This window comes from Kitasatospora sp. NPDC058048 (assembly GCF_042885555.1).
Classification (GTDB): Bacteria; Actinomycetota; Actinomycetes; order Streptomycetales; family Streptomycetaceae; genus Kitasatospora; species Kitasatospora lactacystinica.
Genome location: NZ_JBHVRT010000053.1, coordinates 1 through 17,129, shown reverse-complemented (window position 1 = coordinate 17,129; position 17,129 = coordinate 1). Strand labels below are relative to the sequence as shown.

At 74.3% G+C, this 17,129-nt stretch carries 14 protein-coding genes and 1 pseudogene; 3 read left to right on the top strand and 12 right to left on the bottom strand.

The features are described from left to right. Positions 1 to 24: 24 nt before the first annotated feature. The 4 genes from ACFVVA_RS37230 to ACFVVA_RS37215 all read right to left on the bottom strand — a co-directional run bounded on the left by ACFVVA_RS37230 (position 25) and on the right by ACFVVA_RS37215 (position 5,874). On the bottom strand, positions 25 to 1,575 hold the full coding sequence (locus ACFVVA_RS37230) for a hypothetical protein (protein WP_387695136.1): 1,551 nt from the start codon (positions 1,573 to 1,575) through the stop codon (positions 25 to 27). Positions 1,576 to 1,589: 14 nt separating this feature from the next. Beyond that, positions 1,590 to 3,677 carry a hypothetical protein gene (locus tag ACFVVA_RS37225; protein ID WP_387695135.1) on the bottom strand — a complete coding sequence of 696 codons (2,088 nt, stop codon included), beginning with the start codon at positions 3,675 to 3,677 and terminating at the stop codon, positions 1,590 to 1,592. A 225-nt stretch (positions 3,678 to 3,902) separates the two neighbouring features. Further along, on the bottom strand, positions 3,903 to 4,934 hold the full coding sequence (locus tag ACFVVA_RS37220) for a DUF4190 domain-containing protein (protein WP_387695134.1): 1,032 nt from the start codon (positions 4,932 to 4,934) through the stop codon (positions 3,903 to 3,905). Between the two features lie 295 nt (positions 4,935 to 5,229). Beyond that, positions 5,230 to 5,874, bottom strand: a complete 645-nt coding sequence (locus ACFVVA_RS37215; RefSeq protein ID WP_387695133.1) for a hypothetical protein — start codon at positions 5,872 to 5,874, stop codon at positions 5,230 to 5,232. 182 nt (positions 5,875 to 6,056) lie between these two features. On the opposite strand from ACFVVA_RS37215, the gene ACFVVA_RS37210 reads away from it, so the two are divergent. Further along, complete coding sequence (locus tag ACFVVA_RS37210; RefSeq protein WP_387695132.1) at positions 6,057 to 6,527, top strand: helix-turn-helix domain-containing protein; 471 nt, start codon at positions 6,057 to 6,059, stop codon at positions 6,525 to 6,527. 72 nt (positions 6,528 to 6,599) lie between these two features. Here ACFVVA_RS37210 and ACFVVA_RS37205 read toward each other — a convergent pair whose 3' ends face one another. The 4 genes from ACFVVA_RS37205 to ACFVVA_RS37190 form a co-directional block, all read right to left on the bottom strand. After that, entirely contained in the window at positions 6,600 to 7,202 is a 603-nt protein-coding gene (locus ACFVVA_RS37205; protein ID WP_387695131.1) for a ClpP family protease, read from the bottom strand. Between the two features lies 1 nt (position 7,203). Then, entirely contained in the window at positions 7,204 to 7,842 is a 639-nt protein-coding gene (locus ACFVVA_RS37200) for an ATP-dependent Clp protease proteolytic subunit (RefSeq protein ID WP_387695130.1), read from the bottom strand. Between the two features lie 156 nt (positions 7,843 to 7,998). Next, positions 7,999 to 9,015, bottom strand: coding sequence for an LD-carboxypeptidase (locus ACFVVA_RS37195; protein WP_387695129.1), 1,017 nt, complete (start codon positions 9,013 to 9,015; stop codon positions 7,999 to 8,001). A gap of 204 nt (positions 9,016 to 9,219) precedes the next feature. Further along, positions 9,220 to 10,059 (bottom strand): arylamine N-acetyltransferase, encoded by an 840-nt coding sequence (locus ACFVVA_RS37190; protein ID WP_387695128.1) that lies wholly within the window; start codon positions 10,057 to 10,059, stop codon positions 9,220 to 9,222. Between the two features lie 215 nt (positions 10,060 to 10,274). On the opposite strand from ACFVVA_RS37190, the gene ACFVVA_RS37185 reads away from it, so the two are divergent. Beyond that, positions 10,275 to 11,246, top strand: coding sequence for a hypothetical protein (locus tag ACFVVA_RS37185; RefSeq protein WP_387695127.1), 972 nt, complete (start codon positions 10,275 to 10,277; stop codon positions 11,244 to 11,246). 191 nt (positions 11,247 to 11,437) lie between these two features. Here ACFVVA_RS37185 and ACFVVA_RS37180 read toward each other — a convergent pair whose 3' ends face one another. Then, the gene (locus ACFVVA_RS37180; RefSeq protein ID WP_387695126.1) at positions 11,438 to 12,451 is read right to left on the bottom strand and encodes a hypothetical protein; all 1,014 of its coding nucleotides are present in this window, start codon (positions 12,449 to 12,451) and stop codon (positions 11,438 to 11,440) included. A gap of 197 nt (positions 12,452 to 12,648) precedes the next feature. Next, the gene (gene ligA / locus ACFVVA_RS37175) at positions 12,649 to 14,715 is read right to left on the bottom strand and encodes an NAD-dependent DNA ligase LigA (RefSeq protein WP_387695125.1); all 2,067 of its coding nucleotides are present in this window, start codon (positions 14,713 to 14,715) and stop codon (positions 12,649 to 12,651) included. A gap of 401 nt (positions 14,716 to 15,116) precedes the next feature. Between ligA and ACFVVA_RS37170 the strand changes: the two genes are divergently transcribed. After that, positions 15,117 to 15,962 carry a TIGR04222 domain-containing membrane protein gene (locus ACFVVA_RS37170; protein WP_387695124.1) on the top strand — a complete coding sequence of 282 codons (846 nt, stop codon included), beginning with the start codon at positions 15,117 to 15,119 and terminating at the stop codon, positions 15,960 to 15,962. A gap of 81 nt (positions 15,963 to 16,043) precedes the next feature. Here the strand turns inward: ACFVVA_RS37170 and ACFVVA_RS37165 are convergent. Beyond that, a pseudogene (locus ACFVVA_RS37165) lies at positions 16,044 to 16,172 on the bottom strand (IS630 family transposase); the annotation flags it as partial. A gap of 118 nt (positions 16,173 to 16,290) precedes the next feature. Next, positions 16,291 to 16,803, bottom strand: coding sequence for a DinB family protein (locus ACFVVA_RS37160; protein ID WP_387695123.1), 513 nt, complete (start codon positions 16,801 to 16,803; stop codon positions 16,291 to 16,293). Positions 16,804 to 17,129 lie beyond the last annotated feature (326 nt).

Below are 17,129 nucleotides of genomic sequence, written 5' to 3'. Positions count from 1 at the left end.
CCGGGCCGCGGCGCCGCAGCCCGGTCAGCCGTCGCTGCCGATCGAGCAGTTGGGGTCGGGGGCGTGGCCGAGGGGCCAGGCGAGGGCGTCCAGGACGGCGTTCCTGGTGACCGGGTCGAGGTGGACGACGGGCACGGCCTTGTTGTACGGGTTGCCGTACTGGTCGAGGCAGATCCAGCCGCTCGCGCCGTCGACCCGGTTGTCGCCGTGCAGCCGTCGCCAGCTCTGGACGACGTCGTCCGTCGAGGGCGTTTTCACGTTCCCCACCGTCTGGTTGCGGATGCCCGCGACGGCGGTGGAGACCGAGTCGTAGGTGATGATCACGCGGCCGTCGCGCAGGTCGGCGGGGCCGATCGCGTCGGGTGCCTTGGTGTCGGGCTCGCCCAGCAGGTCGGCCAGTTCCTTCGAGACGGCCTTGGAGCCGCCGGGGCCCTCGGTGCTCTTCTCCCCGAAGGTGTCGGGGTGGGCGAGGGCGGTGTAGCGCACGGTGATGCCGGCGCCGGTGCTGAGGGCGTCCCACTTGTCGGCGAACTTCTCGTCGACCATCAGGGTGGAGGCGTGCGAGCCGGTGATGACCGTGTAGTGCTTGTTGCACTTCCGGTTGCCCAGTTCGACCAGGAACTGGCGCAGTTGGACCGGGCGGCCGGCGAAGTAGAGGGTCGTGGCGGCGGAGGTGCAGATGCTCGGCACCATCTGGTGGAAGTCGTTGGCGAGGTTGCCCTCGTCGTTGAAGTCGGGCGGCGACTGGTAGGTCTCCGGGGCGTTGGGGGCGCCCTTGGTGAGCTTCTCGAAGGTCTGGCGCAGGGTGGCGAGGTAGTTGTCGTTGTCGCGGGTGTCCTCGATCACCAGGGCCTCTTCGGGCTTGATGGCCGCCCCGTACGAGGTGAGGGCGCCGGCCTGGTCGGCGTTGCCGGGGGCGATGCGCGCCAGTCCCGGGTAGCGGCGCGGGTCGGCGGCGGTGTTCTTGATGTCGTCCGCGGTCATGGGGCCGGCGACGACCGGGATGTGCTTGTCCGCGGTGAGGTAGCGCACGGCCTGTTCGGTCTCGGCGATGCTGATGTTGATGCCCGTGACGGCCCGCAGGTTCTGCTTCCCGTCGGTCGCGGCCTGCGCCAGCTGGTCGGCGACGGCGCGCCACTGCAGGTAGCCGCGGCCGGGGTTGGCCAGCACCAGCCGGATCGGGGGCTGCCGCTTGTTCTTGTTCCGGTCGTCGTTGGCCCAGTGCTGGGCCAGGTAGGCGCCCTGCACCTGTTCGACCAGTTCGCGCCGTTCGGCGGGCGCGGCGGAGGTCATCGGGATCATCAGGGCGACGGTGACGGGCGAGCTGTCGGCCACGCGGTCGTTCTCGGCCTTGATGCGGGCGGTGACCTGCTTCAGCTCGTCGGTGAAGACGTAGGCGCCGTCGGTGACGCCGACGCACTCGTGCCGGTCCCCGCGCCGCTCCACGCCGGGGGCGCAGGAGGGGTCGTCGACCAGCAGGTACTCGTATCCCAGATAGCCCCCTGCGGCCAGGACGGCGGCGGCGAGGACGGCCGCCAGCGCGCGGTTCAGGGGGCCGTCGGGCAGAACGCTCATGGTCGGGGGTCTCCTCAGATCGGGAGGTGGGGGGCCTGGACCCAGCGCCGCAGGAGCTGCGGCCAGGTCTCGTACGCGTGGAAGAACACCGTCTGGTGGGCGGCCCCGGCGAGCTGGGCCAGGGTGAGCAGCTGCAGCTGGACGCTTCCGATCAGCCGCTCGTCGGGCGGTGCGAGCGGGTGCGACTGCTGCCACAGCGCGTCGACGAGGAACTCGACCGCCTGGTGCACGGGGGTGCCGGCGCCCCCGCAGGCCGGGCAGTCCTCGGGCCGGGCCGCGAGGGCGGTCAGGTTCCGGGGCGGGTGCGGCGCGGCGCAGACCAGGTTGAGGGCGGTGAGCCAGCCGGCCGTGTCGTGGTCGGCCAGGCGCCGGTGGAGGGCGCGCGCGACGGTGCCCGTGTCGAGGACGGCGAGGGAGTGGTGCAGGAAGCGGTCGTCGGGCGGGGCGGCGGCGGCCTGCGGGGCCGCGGTCTGCGGGGCGTAGCGGTCGCAGAGGGTCTCGTGGATGTCGTGCCACCGCTCGGCCCCGGGGGTCGCGTCGAGCGCGGTGACCAGGCGGTGGCCGAGCAGGGCGCGCAGGGTGGGGTCGCCGACGAACGGCGCGCCGATGCCCGGCCACGGGTGGGCGCCCCAGTGGTCGCGCTGCAGCAGCCCTCTGCTCGTCTGGACGCGCAGGGTCCCGTTGTCGCCGGGCGGGTAGTGGGCGTCGAGCGCGTGGGCGGCGTCCTCGTCGAGCGCCGGGGCGAAGTTGGTCAGGCGCTCCCGGGCGATGTCGTCGGGGACCAGCAGGCGCAGCAGCCGCTCGTGCGCCGGTGTGCCGGGTTCGTCCTCGGCGGGCAGGTCGAACAGGGTGCGCGGGTCGGGGTTCTGCCCGAGGCGCACGGCCCGTCGGGCGGCCTGGACCAGGGCGTGGGCGATTCCGGCCCGGCCCGCGCTGAGGCGGTGGATCAACTGGGCGGTGTCGGGCCCGGGGTGGTCCGTGCCGAACATCCACGTGACCTCGTCGAGGGTCAGCTGGGCCAGCGGCAGCCGCAGGGTCCAGTCGGCCGGTGTCTGCGGCCGGTCCTCGCGCCAGAACGGGCCGGTGGCGTTGCGTGTCGTCGCGGTGGTGCCCTCGGGGTCGGGGGTGGCCGGTTCCGGTGCCAGGACGGTGACGACCACGCCCGGCCGCGTCCGGACCGTCTCCTCGTGCCAGACCCGGGTCAGCGTGTCCAGGACCGGGCGGCCGAGCGGGGAGTGGGCGTTGTCCAGGAGCAGCAGGGGGCGCGGCACCCGGTTCTTCAGGCGCACCCAGGTGTAGTGGTCGTCGATGTCCGCCAGGAGGGCGGCCATCAGGTGGCGCTCGGCGCGCTCGCGGTCGTGCGCGTTGCCGCGGAAGCCGCGGGCGAGCTCGGAGAGCTGGACGTTCGCCTCGCCCTGGGCGCTGACCCGCCGTTCGGCCCACCAGCGCAGGCCGTGCGTGTTGGCGCGGGCGCCGAGCAGTTCGGTGGCGACGATGTCGGCGAGCGAGGCGACGAGTTCGTTGACCCCGGGGCCCAGCCCGGCCGCGCTGCCGAGGTTCGGGGCGACCTGTCTGATCCATTTCGCCACCTTGTCCCGGCGCACCTGGGCGTCGGGCTGGCTCTCGCGCAGCAGGCTCTCCAGGCGCCGGCCGGCGGCCTCCAGTTCGCCGAGTCCGACGGTCTGCCAGCTGGTGACCGCCAGCAGGCCCTGGGTGAGCCGGGGGAAGGACAGGCCCGCGCCGAACCTGTTCGCCCGCCGGCTCAGCTCGTACCGCAGGTGGAAGAGCAGGTCCGAGGTGTGGGAGGCGTTGCTCAGCCGGGGCGCCTCGTTCTCGGCGGGCAGGGCGAGGCCGGGGCGGCCGAAGTCCGCGCGCCCGAGGTCCGCGTAGGCCTGGGGCAGGCGCTCGGCGTACCGCACCTCCAGGGTCTTCAGGAGGGTGGTCCTGCCGGTCAGGCGCCCGCCGGAGCACTCGATGAGCAGGGGTATCCCGGCCGGGACGCGCAGCCGGGTGCCGCCCCCGGGTTCGGGCCCCGACAGTTCGAGGCCGACCAGCGAGGGAACGACGTCCTTGAAAACTGCCGCCCGTCCGTCCAGAACCACCGCGCCCCCCTGTCCTCCGGCGCGGCGGGAGTGCGCCGCGCCGGATGGAGAATAGGGGAACCGGTCGGTCCGCCACAGGTGTATCGCCGCGGACCGGCCCTCGGTTGCCAATTCGTGACTCGCCTGACATATCGTCAGACTGCCTGCGGGGGCTGGCCGGTGGGAACCGTGTTTCCCGTGGTGCCGGTGGGGCTGGTGGGGCCGGTGGGACGGGGCGGCGCCGGGTCAGCCGGTGGGACCGGTCCAGGCGACGGTCTTGCGCTGGAGCAGGAGCCCGTAGGTGAACTCGACCGAGATCCGGTCCGTGCCGTTCGGCAGGGCGTACGCGTACACGCCGGTGGCCTCCTGGCCCGGGGCCAGCGAGCCGGTGATGAGCTTCAGCCTGCTGCTCCCGTCGCTCAGCGAGAAGAGCAGGGCACCCTTGGCGTCCCTGACCGTGGGCAGTCCCGATCCGTTGAGCGGGAGCTCCTGGGACCCGGTGTTGACGACGGTGATCCTCAGCTGGACGATCGTGGCGTCCTTGGGCGGCTGGTACACGGTCAGGAGCGGGGAGTACGGCTCCGGCGCGGCCGTCGTGACCTTCAGCCCGTCCCCGTAGGTGTAGGTCTGGCCGAACGACAGGTGCCGGGCCCGCTCCTCCGCGGCCGCCTTCTCCTTCTCGGCCTCGATCCGCTTCAGCTCGGCGTCGATCCGCTGCTTCTCCTGGGCGGCCTTGGTCGCGGCCTCGGAGCGGGCGCGCGCGGCGTCCGCCTCGGCCCGCCGCTCCTCGTTGACCGCCTGCACCCGGGAGACGACGAACACCCCGGCGCCGACCGAGACCAGCAGGCCGGTGACGCCCAGGATCACGCCCGCCAGGGCCATCCCCCGGTTGGTCGCCGTGCCCTTGCGCACGTAGCCCAGGCCGATGGCTCCGAACACGACGGCGAGCAGGGCCGGCAGCCAGGACAGCCAGAACAGGATGACGACCAGACCGAGGACGACACCGACGATTCCGAGCACCAGGGCGGCGATGCCCAGGCCGTTGCGGGGCTGCGGGGCGGGCATCGGCATCGGGTACGGCGGCCAGTACGGCACGCCGGGCGCGGGCAACGCGCCCGGGGCGGGCGGCATGCCGGGTGCCCCCGCGGGGGCGGGAGCGGTGACGGACGCGGGGGCCGCGGTCTCGCCCTGACCCGGGGTCGGCGGCGCCCACGGGTCGGTGGCAGCCGGTTCCTCGGCGGACTGCGGGCTGCTGTCGGGCGGGACGGGAACGGTCATGCGGGATCCTTCGGAAACGTCGGGACGATGAGCTGCTGCCGTCCGGCACCGGGGCGGGGTCCTTCCCGGGTGCCTCCGGGTCGCTCCCGGGTCGTTCCGGGTTCCTCCGGGTCGTTCCCGGCTCCCCGGCGGCGGCGACCCGCCCCGCGCGAAACGGCCGCCACCTCGTGCCGGGCCCGCGCGTCAACCCCCTGGGACGGGACACCGACAGGATCGGCGAGTGATCAACATACAGGGGCCCGCCCCGGGCCCCGACGCCGCGGTCCACGGGCGGATCCGGGCCCGGGACGACGCCTCAGGACCCGTCCCGGTCGTCCCGGAGCTCCGGGCTGAACAGGTGCGCCTGCCGCACCCCGGCCCTGCGCAGCTCGTCCGCGACGATGCGCAGGACGGTGCGGGCCATGTGCGGGAAGATCAGGCCCTTGCAGTCCATCCATACGTACGGGATCGAGGCGTCGACGGCGGCGTAGTTGGGGCTGTAGGGCGGCATCTCCTCGTCCCAGGCGTCCTCGGCCTCCTCCGGCGAGAGTTCGCGGCCGTCCTCGAAGACCAGCATGAGCCGGGGCTCGGCGGCGGTGAGCGCCGCGACCGCGCGCGCCGGGTCGTCGGACCTGACGGCCACTCCGAAGGCCTGGCAGGGAACAGCGCCGGGGCGGGCCCGCCCGATGGGCAGCGTGTGCGGATCCACCGTGATGCCGCCCGGCTCGCTCTCCGAGACGGCCGCCCGCCGCATCCAGAACGCGGCCTCGTCGCTCTCGCCGCAGGCCTCGACCACGTGCCACAGCAACTGCGGCCCCGCGCCGCGGACCGCCTCCTCGAACAGGTCGCGGGCGCGCTCCCACTCCCCCTCGTCCGCGGCCTCGCGGCCGCGCCCGAACGCGGCTTCGGCGGCGGGAGACAGGGGCGGCAGGGGCAGCGGCGACGGCTCCGTGGTGTCCACGGCCCCATGGTTACCACGGGCCTGCGACAGTCCGGTGTCCTGCGGGTGGGCACCCGGCCGCCAGGCGGCGCCCGGGCGGGCGGGGACGGGCGGGCGGGGACGCGCGGGCGGGGACGCGCGGATTCACCCAGGGCAGAACGCCGTGCTCTTCCCCCCGGGCCCCCGGTCCCTAGGCTGAAGGGGTGAGCACTCAAGCGCCGAACGAAGCCCGCGTCATCCCCCTGCGCCCGCACGCCTCGCCGCCCGCGTCCGGCGGGGAGTCCCGCCCCCCGCGGACGCCCGCGCGCCGGGAGCCGCTGTGGCGCGACGTCGTCGGCGACGTGCTGCGGCGCGAGCGGCTCGCCCAGGAACGCACGCTGAAGGACGTCGCGGAGGCGGCCCGGATCTCGATGCCGTACCTGTCGGAGCTGGAGCGCGGGCGCAAGGAGGCCTCCTCCGAGGTGCTCGCGGCGGCCGCCCGGGCGCTGGGGCTCGGCCTCGCGGACCTGCTCTCGCTCGCCCAGGACGAACTGGCCCGCTACGCCCCGAGCCGGGTCGGCCAGGGCCTGGCGGACCGGAACCGGGCGGGCCGGGGACTCGCGGGCCAGGGCCTGGCGGGCCGGGGCCGCACCTCGCCCACGGGGCGGTACGACGGACTCTGCCTCGTCGCCTGACCTCGGCGCGGCACGGCGGCGGCCGGGTGACGGCAGGGGCTCGCCCCCCTGCCTCGCCCGGCCGCGCGCGGCTCACCCGGACGCGAAGCGCCGGCTCAGCACCTGGTCGGCGATCCCGTAGGCGACGGCCTCCTCGGCGGAGAGCACCTTGTCCCGGTCCATGTCCGCGCGCAGCGTCGCCACGTCGTGGTGGGTGTGCCGGGACAGGACCTCCTCCACCTGCGCGCGGATGCGGACCATCTCCTTGGCCGCGAGGCTGAGGTCGGAGACCGTCCCCCGCCGGCCGCCGCTGGCCGGCTGACCGAGCAGCACCCGGGCGTGCCGGAGCACGAACCGCCGCCCCGGGTCCCCGCCGGCCAGCAGCACCGCCGCCGTGGAGGCGGCCTGGCCGACGCAGAAGGTGGAGATCGGCGCCTGCACGAAGGTCATCGTGTCGTAGATCGCCATCAGTGAAGTGAACGATCCGCCGGGCGAGTTGAGGTAGATCGAGATCTCCCGCTCCGGATTCTCCGACTCCAGGTGCAGGAGTTGGGCGATGACCACGTTGGCGACCGAGTCGTCGATCTCGGTGCCGAGGAAGACGATCCGCTCGTTCAGCAGCCGGCTGAAGACGTCGTAGGTGCGTTCGCCCTGCGCGGTGCGCTCGATGACGTAGGGAACCGTGTACGAGCCCATGTCACAGTCCGATCCGTCGGCGGGAGGCGGCCGGGCGGATGTCGGCGACCGACTCCACCACCCGGTCCACGAGCCCGTACTCCCTGGCCTGCTCGGCGGTGAACCAGCGGTCCCGGTCGCCGTCGCGCGCGATGCTCTCCTCGCTCTGCCCGGTGTGCTCGGCGGTGATCCGCTCGATGGCCCGCTTGGTGAACTGGAGGTTCTCCGCCTGGATCTCGATGTCCGCGGCGGTGCCGCCGATGCCCGCCGAGGGCTGGTGCATCATGATCCGCGCGTTCGGCAGGGCGAAGCGCTTGCCGGGCGCCCCCACCGTGAGCAGGAACTGGCCCATGCTGGCGGCGAAGCCCATCGCCAGCGTCGAGACGTCGTTCGGGATGAGCCGCATGGTGTCGTAGACGGCCAGACCCGCGGTGACCGAGCCGCCGGGGCTGTTGATGTACAGGCTGATGTCGGTGCGCGGGTCCTCCGCCGACAGCAGCAGCAGCTGCGCGCACACCCGGTTCGCCGACACGTCGTCGACCTGCGTGCCGAGCAGCACGATCCGCTGGGCGAGCAGCTGCGCCGCGAGGTGGTCGTCGAAGGCGCTGGGCGGGGTGTCGCCCTCCGCCGCGCGGGGCGGGGGCGTGGTGAGCGGGGCCATCGGGTCTCCTTGTCGAGGCGGGAGGGCGGAACTCGCCGTCCACTCCACTCTCGTCCCGGGAGGGCCCCCGAATGCGGCCGCTCTGCCCGCGGCGGATTCGCCGAGGGCAGAGCGGGCCGACGCCCTGCGCCGGTGGGCGCGTTCGGCCCGCGGGGGTCAGCGGACCGCCGGGGTGAGCAGGGTGAGGGTGCGGGCGGTGGCGTCGGCCTCGGCCCGCACGCCGAGGGGCAGCGGGAGGTTGGGGCCCGCGTGGCCGAGGTCCACGCCGGCGAGGACGGGCAGCGGGCGGGGGCCGAGCACGTCCAGGACCACCTCGCGCAGCGACGGCTCCGTCCCGTCGGCGGCGCCGACCCGGTGCGGGGTGCCGACCACCATCGCCGCGATCCGGTCCAGGACGCCGGACAGCCGCAGCGCGTGCAGGTCGCTCCAGACCGCGGACAGCGGCCGGTCCACTTCCTCCCAGAAGAGCACCGCGCCGTCGAAGCGGCCTGCGGGGACGGCGTACGGGGTGGCCTGGAGGGCGACGAGCCGGTTGAGCAGACCGCCGATCAGCGGGCCCCGGGCGCGGCCGGCGCGCCAGCACTGCCAGGGCGAGAGCGCCGGCAGCGCCCCGGGCGGGACGGGGGCGGTGAGCACCCGCAGGTACGCCTCGCGCAGGGCCCGGCGCGCGCCGTCCTCCTCGGGGCGCTGCCCGGGCCCGCCCGCGAAGCGCTCGCTCCACGAGCCGCCGAGGCCGTAGGTGGCCATGTCGGCGTGCACGCCCACCAGTCCGGTGCGGGCGTGCAGGGCCAGCAGCAGTTGGGAGACGTCGCTGCAGCCCAGCACCGGCTTGGGATCGGCGCGTACGGCGTCCAGGTCCACCTGGTCCAGCCAGCCGGTCACCGCCTGCCCGCCGGTGTGCGCGACGACCGCCCGCACCTCGGGGTCGCGCAGCAGCGCGTTGAACTCGGCCGCCTGCTCGGCGGGACGGGCCGCGGCCCACCAGTGCCGGCGCCCCTCGGCGACCGACGGGCACACCCGCACCCGGAAGCCGAGTTCCTCCAGGACGGCGGTGCCGCGGGCCAGGAAGGGCCGGGCGTCGGTGTCCAGCGGACCGGACGGCGCGGCCACCGCCACCAGGTCGCCGGGGCGCAGGGCGCGCGGAAGGAGCAGGGCGGTGGGTGCGGTGGACACGTGGGCGACCCCGGTTTCGCAGGTGGGCGGATCCGGCCGGGCCGGACGGGCGGGACACCCCCGGCGGCCGCACCGGCCGGGCAGGTCGGACCGCAGTCTCGCCGCCGGCCGGCCCGGTGGCAACCGGTTTTCGCCCGCCCCGGAACCGGGCGGCTCCGGGCGGCTCCGGGACGGGCGGGCGCCGGCGCGGCGGCCGCCGAGCGCTCAGCCCGAGGGGACGGGGATGACCGGGATGACCGGCAGGGCCGGGAGTCGGTCCAGCGCGATCCCGAAGCGGGTGCGGTAGGCGGCGAGGGCCTCGTCGTCGGCGAGGGTCCGCTCGGTGCGCCCGCCGTCCGGGGCGGTGGTGATCAGGCGGTTGCCGCTGATGGTCACCCGGCCGCCGTCCGCGGTGAGCAGCGAGCAGGTCGTCGAGCGGGTGAAGTGGGAGTGCGGCGAGGTGGCCTGCCACCAGCAGGTCGGGGCGAAGTCGGCGAGTTCGTGCGGGCGCGGGCCCAGGCGGTACTGCGGCGCGCCGTCCAGCAGGACGTCCAGGTCGCCGTGCCCGCCGGTCGGGACGAGGGTGAACGTGCCCTCGGCGTCGGCCTGTTCGCCGCGCTCGTCCAGGCGCAGCGGGTGGCGGCTGAAGCGGCCGAAGCCGACGTCGACCAGCCACGGCTCGTCGAGGTCCACCCGCAGGGCGAGGTGGTCGAGCGGCGGGCCGAGCCGTTCGCCGTCGAAGACGCGGGCGGCCAGCAGGCCGACCCGGTAGCCGAGTGAGGTGAGCAACGCGGCGAAGGAGCCGTTGAGTTCGTAGCAGAAGCCGCCTCGGCGGCGGGTCACGACCTTGGTCCGCAGGGCGGCGGGGTCGAGGTCGACGCCCTCGCCGAGGTGGATGCTCAGGTTCTCGAACGGGACGGTGCGCAGGTGCGCGAGCTGGAGCCGGGCGAGGGCCTGCGGGGAGGGCGCTCCGGGGTCGGGGAGGGCGATGCGGTCGAGGTAGGCGGACCGCTGGGCGGCGGTGAGGCCGGCGGGGGGCTGGTCGGGGTGTGGCGCGTGATCCATCCGGCCATTCCACCGGGGTGCGGGGCGCGAGGGCATCGGCTTTTGGTCCTACGTCCCCCGGACGGCCGGACGGCCGGACGGCCGTGCGCGGCCACGGGTCGGCATCGCCCCCGGGCGCTGCCCCCGCGCTGCCCTTTCGGCCCTCGTGGATGCCCGCGCGGGGCCGTAGTCTCGACGGCTGGGGGCCGGACGGCGGAACGGGAGGGCCGGGAAGCGTGCGCAAGGCCGTGACACACTCGGTGCCGCCGGTGCCCGGGGCCGCGCCGAGGAGGCGTACGACGCCGGGCCCGGCCGCGCTGCCCGCCGCCCCCGGCAGGGCGCCGCACCCGGCCGAACTCGCCGCCCTCCAGCGGACGGTGGGCAACGCGGCCGTGACGCGCCGGCTGCAGCGCCAGGAGGCCCCCGGGGTCAGGGAGCAGGCGCGGCGCGACGCCGCCGACCCGACCGGGCACGGCGAGTGGGGCACGTTCCGCGAGGACATGGCCCGGGCGGGCTTCTCCGGGGACGTCACGGAGATCGCCTGGCAGCTCGTCCTCGGCGGCATCGCCGACCAGGGACGGCTCAACGACGAGGCCATGGCGCGGTTCACCGAGCGCCAGGACCAGCGCGACCACCGCGCGTCGAACAGCTGGTACCAGGAGCTGGTGAAGGTGGTCGGCGACCATCTGGAGATCGACACGCCGACGCTGGCCCTGTGGTCGGGCGGCCGGGAGATCAGCGACTACGCCCTCGCCAAGGGCCACACCCCGCTGGAGGCCACCGCCTTCGGCGGCGTGGTCGACCGGCTGGCCCTGACTCCGGACTGGATGCTCAAGACGCCGATGTGGAACGTCCTGTCCAAGGCCTTCGTGAGCCGCGCCCGCGGCCCCGTCCACATCTTCCTGCGGGCCTACGACCCCGAGAGCGTCCTCATCGCGCAGGAGGTGCCGCAGCTGCGGGTGGTCATGGCGCTCGACCCGGCGGTGCGGCTCGTCTGGCACCCGGTGTACGCCGCGGCCGACGGCCGGCTGATGGAGATCACCAGGGGCCTCGACCTGGTCCCGGACGCGCCCTGCTCCACCCGCGACGCGTGCGTGGGGATCCTCTACGACTACCTGCGCCTCGTCCACGACCCGGCCAACACCCGCTCCGAGCGCGCCCACGCGGACATGAGCGCCCGCCTCGCCGCCAACGGCAACCCCCCGTAGCGCCGGCGGGCCGTCGCCGCTGCCCCGCGCCGCCCGTGCGCCGCCCGTGCGTCACTCCCCCGCGAACGACGCCGCCCCCGGCGGGTCCTGGGCGAGGACCCGCCGGGGGCGGTGGCGGGAGGGGGCCGTTCGGGGCCCGGGTGCCGGTCGGACGGTGGTCGGGCGGTGGTCAGGCGGTGGTCAGGTGGTGGTCAGGCGTACCACTTGTGCGCGACGGACTTCTGGGCGCCGAAGGTGAACAGGTCGATGCGGCCGGGGCCCCAGGAGACGGCGCCCACCGCCGGCGGGAAGTCGACCGCGCCGACGTCGCCCCACTGGCTCCAGGCGCCGTCGTAGGAGTCGTGCCAGATGTGGTTGCCGGGGCCCCAGGCGAAGACGTCCAGTCGGCCGGGGCCCCGGGAGGAGATCGCCGGGGTGCCGGTGATCTGCGCGGGGAGCGTCTCCCAGCCGTTCCAGGAGCCGTTGCCGTACCAGGTGTGGCGGAGCCCGCCGTCCTGCGCCCGGCCGACGACGTCGACGCGGCCGGGGCCCCAGGAGACGGCGGCGGCGTTGCTGTACAGGTCCCCGCCGAGGTTCTCCCAACCCGTCCAGGCGCCGTTGCCGTACGAGCGGTGGTGGAGGTCCTTGCCGACCGGGAGGAAGAGGTCCAGCCTGCCGAGCCCCTGGGAGGAGATCACGGGGCTGACGGACGTGAGGCCGGCGCTCAGGTCCTCCCAGTTGTACCAGGTGCCGTTGTCGTACCAGCGGTGGGTGAGGCCGCCGTTGACCGCGTCGGTGCCGACCACGTCGATCCGACCCAGCCCCCAGGAGACGGCGGAGATGTTGCCGGTCAGCTTGCCGCCGAGGGACTCCCAGGCGTACCAGGTGCCGTTGTCGTACCAGCGGTGCCACAGGGCGTTGTCGCCGCCGACGACGAACAGGTCGAGCCGGCCGGCGGCCCAGGAGGACGCGACCGGGGCACTGATCGCCGAGCCGCCGAGGGACTCCCAGTCCGACCAGCCGGCCGCCAGGGCGGGGTTCGCGGCGGGGTTCGCGGCGGGGTTCGCGGCGGGGTTCGCGGCGGGGTCGGCGTCGATGCGGACGGCCGGCGCGCCGGCTGCGGCCGGGACCTCGGCGGGCGCGGCCTGCGCCGCGACCGGGAGGAGGACCGCGCCGAGCAGGGCGAGTACGGCGGCGAGGGGAACGGGCAGTGAGCGTCGTGTCATCGTTCGGTTTCCTCACTGTGGTGTGCGGTCAACTGCTTCCGGGATCGGCCTGGTTGGCGACCGTTCAGCAAGCTAGCAGGGTGACCGCCCCGCAGACCGAGGAAGAGGGGGGCGCAGTCGGAAGGCACCCCGCTGCCGGAGGACGGGGAGGGCCGGCACCGGCCGTCGGCACCGGTGGTGGTCAGGCCGGCAGGTGGTCAGGCCGGGAGGTGGGTGGCCACCAGGGTGGCGAACTCCTCGGGGGTGAGGATGCGGATGCCGAGCTCCTCGGCCTTGGCGCGCTTGGAGCCGGCCTTCTCGCCCGCGACCAGGAGGGTGGTGCGCTTGGAGACCGAGGAGGAGGCCTTGCCCCCGGCGCGTTCGATCAGTTCGTTCATCTGGTTGCGGGAGAGGTCGGCGAGGGCACCGGTCATGCTGCCGGTGACGACGACGGCCTCGCCGGCCAGCGGTCCGCCGTCGCTCCCGTCGGTGGCGCCGCTCCCCTCTCCCGTACCGCTCTCCCCCGCCGCGGCGGCGGGGGCGGTCGGGGCGGTGACGGCGGTGCCCACGCCGAGGGCGGCGAGGCGGTCCAGCAGCGGGGCGAGGTCGGCGAGTTCGGCGGCGACGACACGGGCCTTCTCGGTGCCGATGCCGTCGACGCCGGCCAGGGTCTCGGCATCGGCGGCGCGGATCGCCGCCATCGAACCGAAGTGCGCGGCGATCCGGCGGGACATGGTCCGTCCGGTGCCTCGGATGCCGAGGGCGCAGAAGACCCGGTTGAGCGACTGGGTACGGGCGGTGGCGATCGCGGCGAGCAGGTTGACGGCGCTGGTCTCCCCCATCCGCTCCAGGGTGAGCAGTTGCTCGCGGGTGAGGGTGAACAGGTCGGCGAGGTCGGCGACCAGGCCGGCTTCGACGAGCTGGACGGCGCGGGTGCCGCCGAGGCCCTCGATGTCGAGCTGGTCGCGTCCGGCCGCGTAGAGGACGGAGGCGACGGCCTGGCAGTTGCGGCCGCGGGTGCAGCGCCAGCGCTGTTCGGTGGTGTCGATGGCGTCGCCGCAGCGCGGGCACGCCTGGGGGAAGGCGATCGGCTGCTCGGCGCCGGTGCGGGCGTCGAGCACCGGGGCCTCCACCCGGGGGATCACGTCGCCGGCGCGGTAGACGAAGACCTGGTCGCCGATCATCAGCCCGCGCCGTTCGATGTCGGCGGGGTTGTGGAGGGTGGCGAAGGTGACGGTGACGCCGTCGATGACGACGGGTTCGAGGACCGCACGCGGGGCGATGATCCCGGTGCGGCCGACGTTCCACTCCACCCCGAGCAGCCGGGTGACCTTGTGCTGGGCGGCCAGTTTGCGGGCCACCGCCCAGCGCGGGGCGCGCGAGCCCAGGCCGGCCTCGGCGCGGTCGGCGGCCAGGTCGGCCTTGACCACCACGCCGTCGATCCCGAAGGGCAGTTCGGCGCGCAGCGCGGCGATCTCCTCGATGCGCTGCTGGACCTCGGTGATGCCCGCGCAGTGCCGCGGGCGGGCGTCGGTGGTGGCGGCGGTGTTGGCGCCAAGGGCGGCGAGGTGGTCCAGCAGGGCGCTGTGGTCGAGGCCCTCGGGGCCGACGGCGTCGTAGGCGAAGAAGGTCAGTTCGATCCGGTAGGGGCGGTCCTTGGCCCGCAGGGTGCCGGCGGCGCCGCTGCGGGGGTGGGCGAAGGGGGTGGCGCCGTGCTCGGCGCGCACCCGGTTGGCGTGCTCGAACTGCTCCTGGGTGAGCAGGACTTCGCCGCGCAGTTCGATGTCGGCGGGCTCGGTGAGCTCGGCGGGCAGGCCGAGGACGGCGTCGGCGGCGTGGGTGATGTCCTCGCCGGCGAGGCCGTCGCCGCGGGTGATCAGCTGCTGCAGGCGCCCGGCGCGGTAGCGGGCGGCTATGGCGAGGCCGTCGAGCTTGGGCTCCACACACCAGGCGGCGACCGGCCGGCCCAGGCGCCGTTCGAGGCCGGCGGCCCAGGACTCCAGTTCCTCGGCGGAGAATACGTTGTCCAGGGAGAGCATCGGCGCGCTGTGCGGGACGTCGCCGGTGGCGGCGCCGCCGGCCACCTTTCCGGTCGGCGAGTCGGGCAGGGCCTGGCCGGGGTGGGCGCTCTCGTAGGCGGCGATGGCCCGCAGCAGGGCGTCGTACTCGTCGTCCCCGAGCGGGGTGGAGCCGTCGCCGTAGTACGCGGCGGCGGCCCGGACGGCGGTGGCGACGGCGTCGGCGTACGCGGACGGGGAGGAGAGCGGGGCTGCGGTCTCGATCATGCGGGAATCATGACGGCCGGCACTGACATCGGCGCCCGGAGCCCAGCAGACCCGGCACCCCACCCGCGGTTTCCAGCAGACCTCAGGGGGTTCTACGTCCACCCCGGACCTGGGCCGCCCGCCCAGTGCGGTCCTGCCGTGCCCACCACACCGACCGGCTGCACCACGGCACCGCCCTCCACACCCTGTCCTGCGGCGGTCGTCGCTTCGTCACCCTCTGACGGCCCCTCCCCCGCCCGACCACGCGCCCGGGCTCCGTCGCTTCCCTGCCCGCCGGGCGGGCAGGGAAGCGCCAGATCAGGGCCAACTCCCGTTCTGCATAACACACTTGCCACTTGCCCGACGGTCTTCGCGGGCCACACACTGGGGCTGGCTCGACGGGAAGAGGGGACGTCATGTGGGTGGTCCTGGTGCTTCTGCTGGGAGTGTCGGCGGCGGTGGCCGTGGCCGCCGTGCGCTGCTACGCCGGGCTGCGGGAGCTGCGCCGGGCGGAACAGCTGGCGACCGGGCGGGAGTTCGACCCGACACGGGTCGACCTCGCCTTCCTGGCCGGGAACCTGGGGGTGATGACCGTGACGGAGATGTACGAGCGCGGCCGATTGGTTGCCTCCCGCTCCGGTGACGTCACGCTGACCACGCCCGCCGCAGCCGGCACCGGCGCGGGAGCGGAGGACGGTGCCGGAGACGAGTTCGAGGCGGCGGCCGTGCGCTCACTCGGGTCCGCGCGCACCGGCGATCTCACCACGCTGCGCTGGGCGGTGGAGAAGTCCCCGGAGGCGAAGGCCCTGCGCGCGCGGCTCGCGGCGCGGGGCCTGGCCGACGACGAGGACCTCGTCGAACGCGTATGCCGGGTGAACCGGTGGATGGAGGTGCTGATCGGCGCGGTGTTCCTCGCGTTCTTGGTCGCAGGGGCGTGGACGGGCGCGCACCGAGGGCTCTGGCCCGTCCCGCTGGCGGCCTTCCTGCTGGCGGCCTTCCTGCTGCCCTTCGCGGCCGCGCTGTGGATCAACCACGTATCGCTTCCGCCGCTACGCAACGCCACCGGGACGGGAGCCCGGGTACTGAAAGCCGCCCGAGCGGCCGAACCCCACAGCGGGACGGCAGCCGTGGCCCTGCGGGGACTCACCGCCCTGCCCGCCGACCACGAACTGCGCATCTGCGACGCCGCCTCCGACCGCCGGATCGCCGCCCAGGTGGAAGCCTCGATGCAGCAGCGCCTCTACACGTGCTCCGGCGAGGGGGGTTAGTGCCGCATCAGGCAACGTTCGGTGGGTGCGCCGCTCGATGGGCCGAGCGCGGCGGCGAGCACAAGGACCCCGACCGCGAGCCGCGCAGAGGTGCTCGACGCGGGCCTTCTCGGCCGCGTAGTCCGGGTCGCGGGAGGTCTTCCAGGTCTTCGGGCGTTGAAAGGAGACGCCTTCCTCGCGGAGCAGGATGCGCAGGCCCTCGTCGTCATCGATCTCGCGCACGCTCACACGTTCAGCCACCCGAGCACCCTGACACGACGCGCCGCCCGGCACGGAACCCGGCGGCGCGTCGTGTCACAACAGGGCGGCGGCCCTGCCTGATCCGGCGTCATACACCAGTGGTGCCGTCAATGCGCTCCCGGAGCAGGTCGGCGTGGCCATTGTGGCGGGCGTACTCCTCGATCATGTGGACGTAGATCCAGCGGAGGCTGACGTCCTGCTCCATGAAACGGCCGGTGTCGGTCAGAGCGCGGCCGGCGCAGAGCTCGCGGGCGCGGGCGATCTCCGCATGCCAGGTGGCAAGGGCGTCGTGCAGTGTGGCGCCCTCGGCCAGTTCGAAGCCGCCGTCGGGGGCAGACGGGTCGGCCTGCGGGTCGTAGATGGGCGGGGCCTGTTCTCCGGCGAACACTCGGCGGAACCAGTTCCGCTCCACCTCCGCCATGTGCTGGACGAGGCCGGTCAAGGTGAAGCCGGACGGTGGCACGGACGCGACAGCGGCCTGCTCATCGTCCAGGCCCTCGCACTTCACGGCGAGGGTGACGCGGTGAAAGTCAAGCCAGCTTTCGAGCGTGGTGCTCTCGTCGGCGTTCAGGGGCGGCAAAGGACGTTCGATGGCACTCATCGGACGATTATCGCCAGCGGCCGAAGCCATCGACAGGCAGGACCTCCGACAGGGCGAACGTTGCCTGATGCGGCATCGGCTACGGGGCCTACCCGGCCGACCGCGTTCCCTTCTTGAGGAACCCGGTGTCGTCCACGATCAGCACGCCACCGGGATCGGACATGTCCCCACCCGTGAACAGCCCAGCGAGCGAACCCAACAACCGTCACGGTAAGCACCGTTGCCGTACTAACGACCTGGTGCGTGATTGCGGCGGCGATGTGACCAGCAGTGTTACGGGCGGCATCATTTGACGATGTGACGATCAAGTTGAACCATGCGGTCCT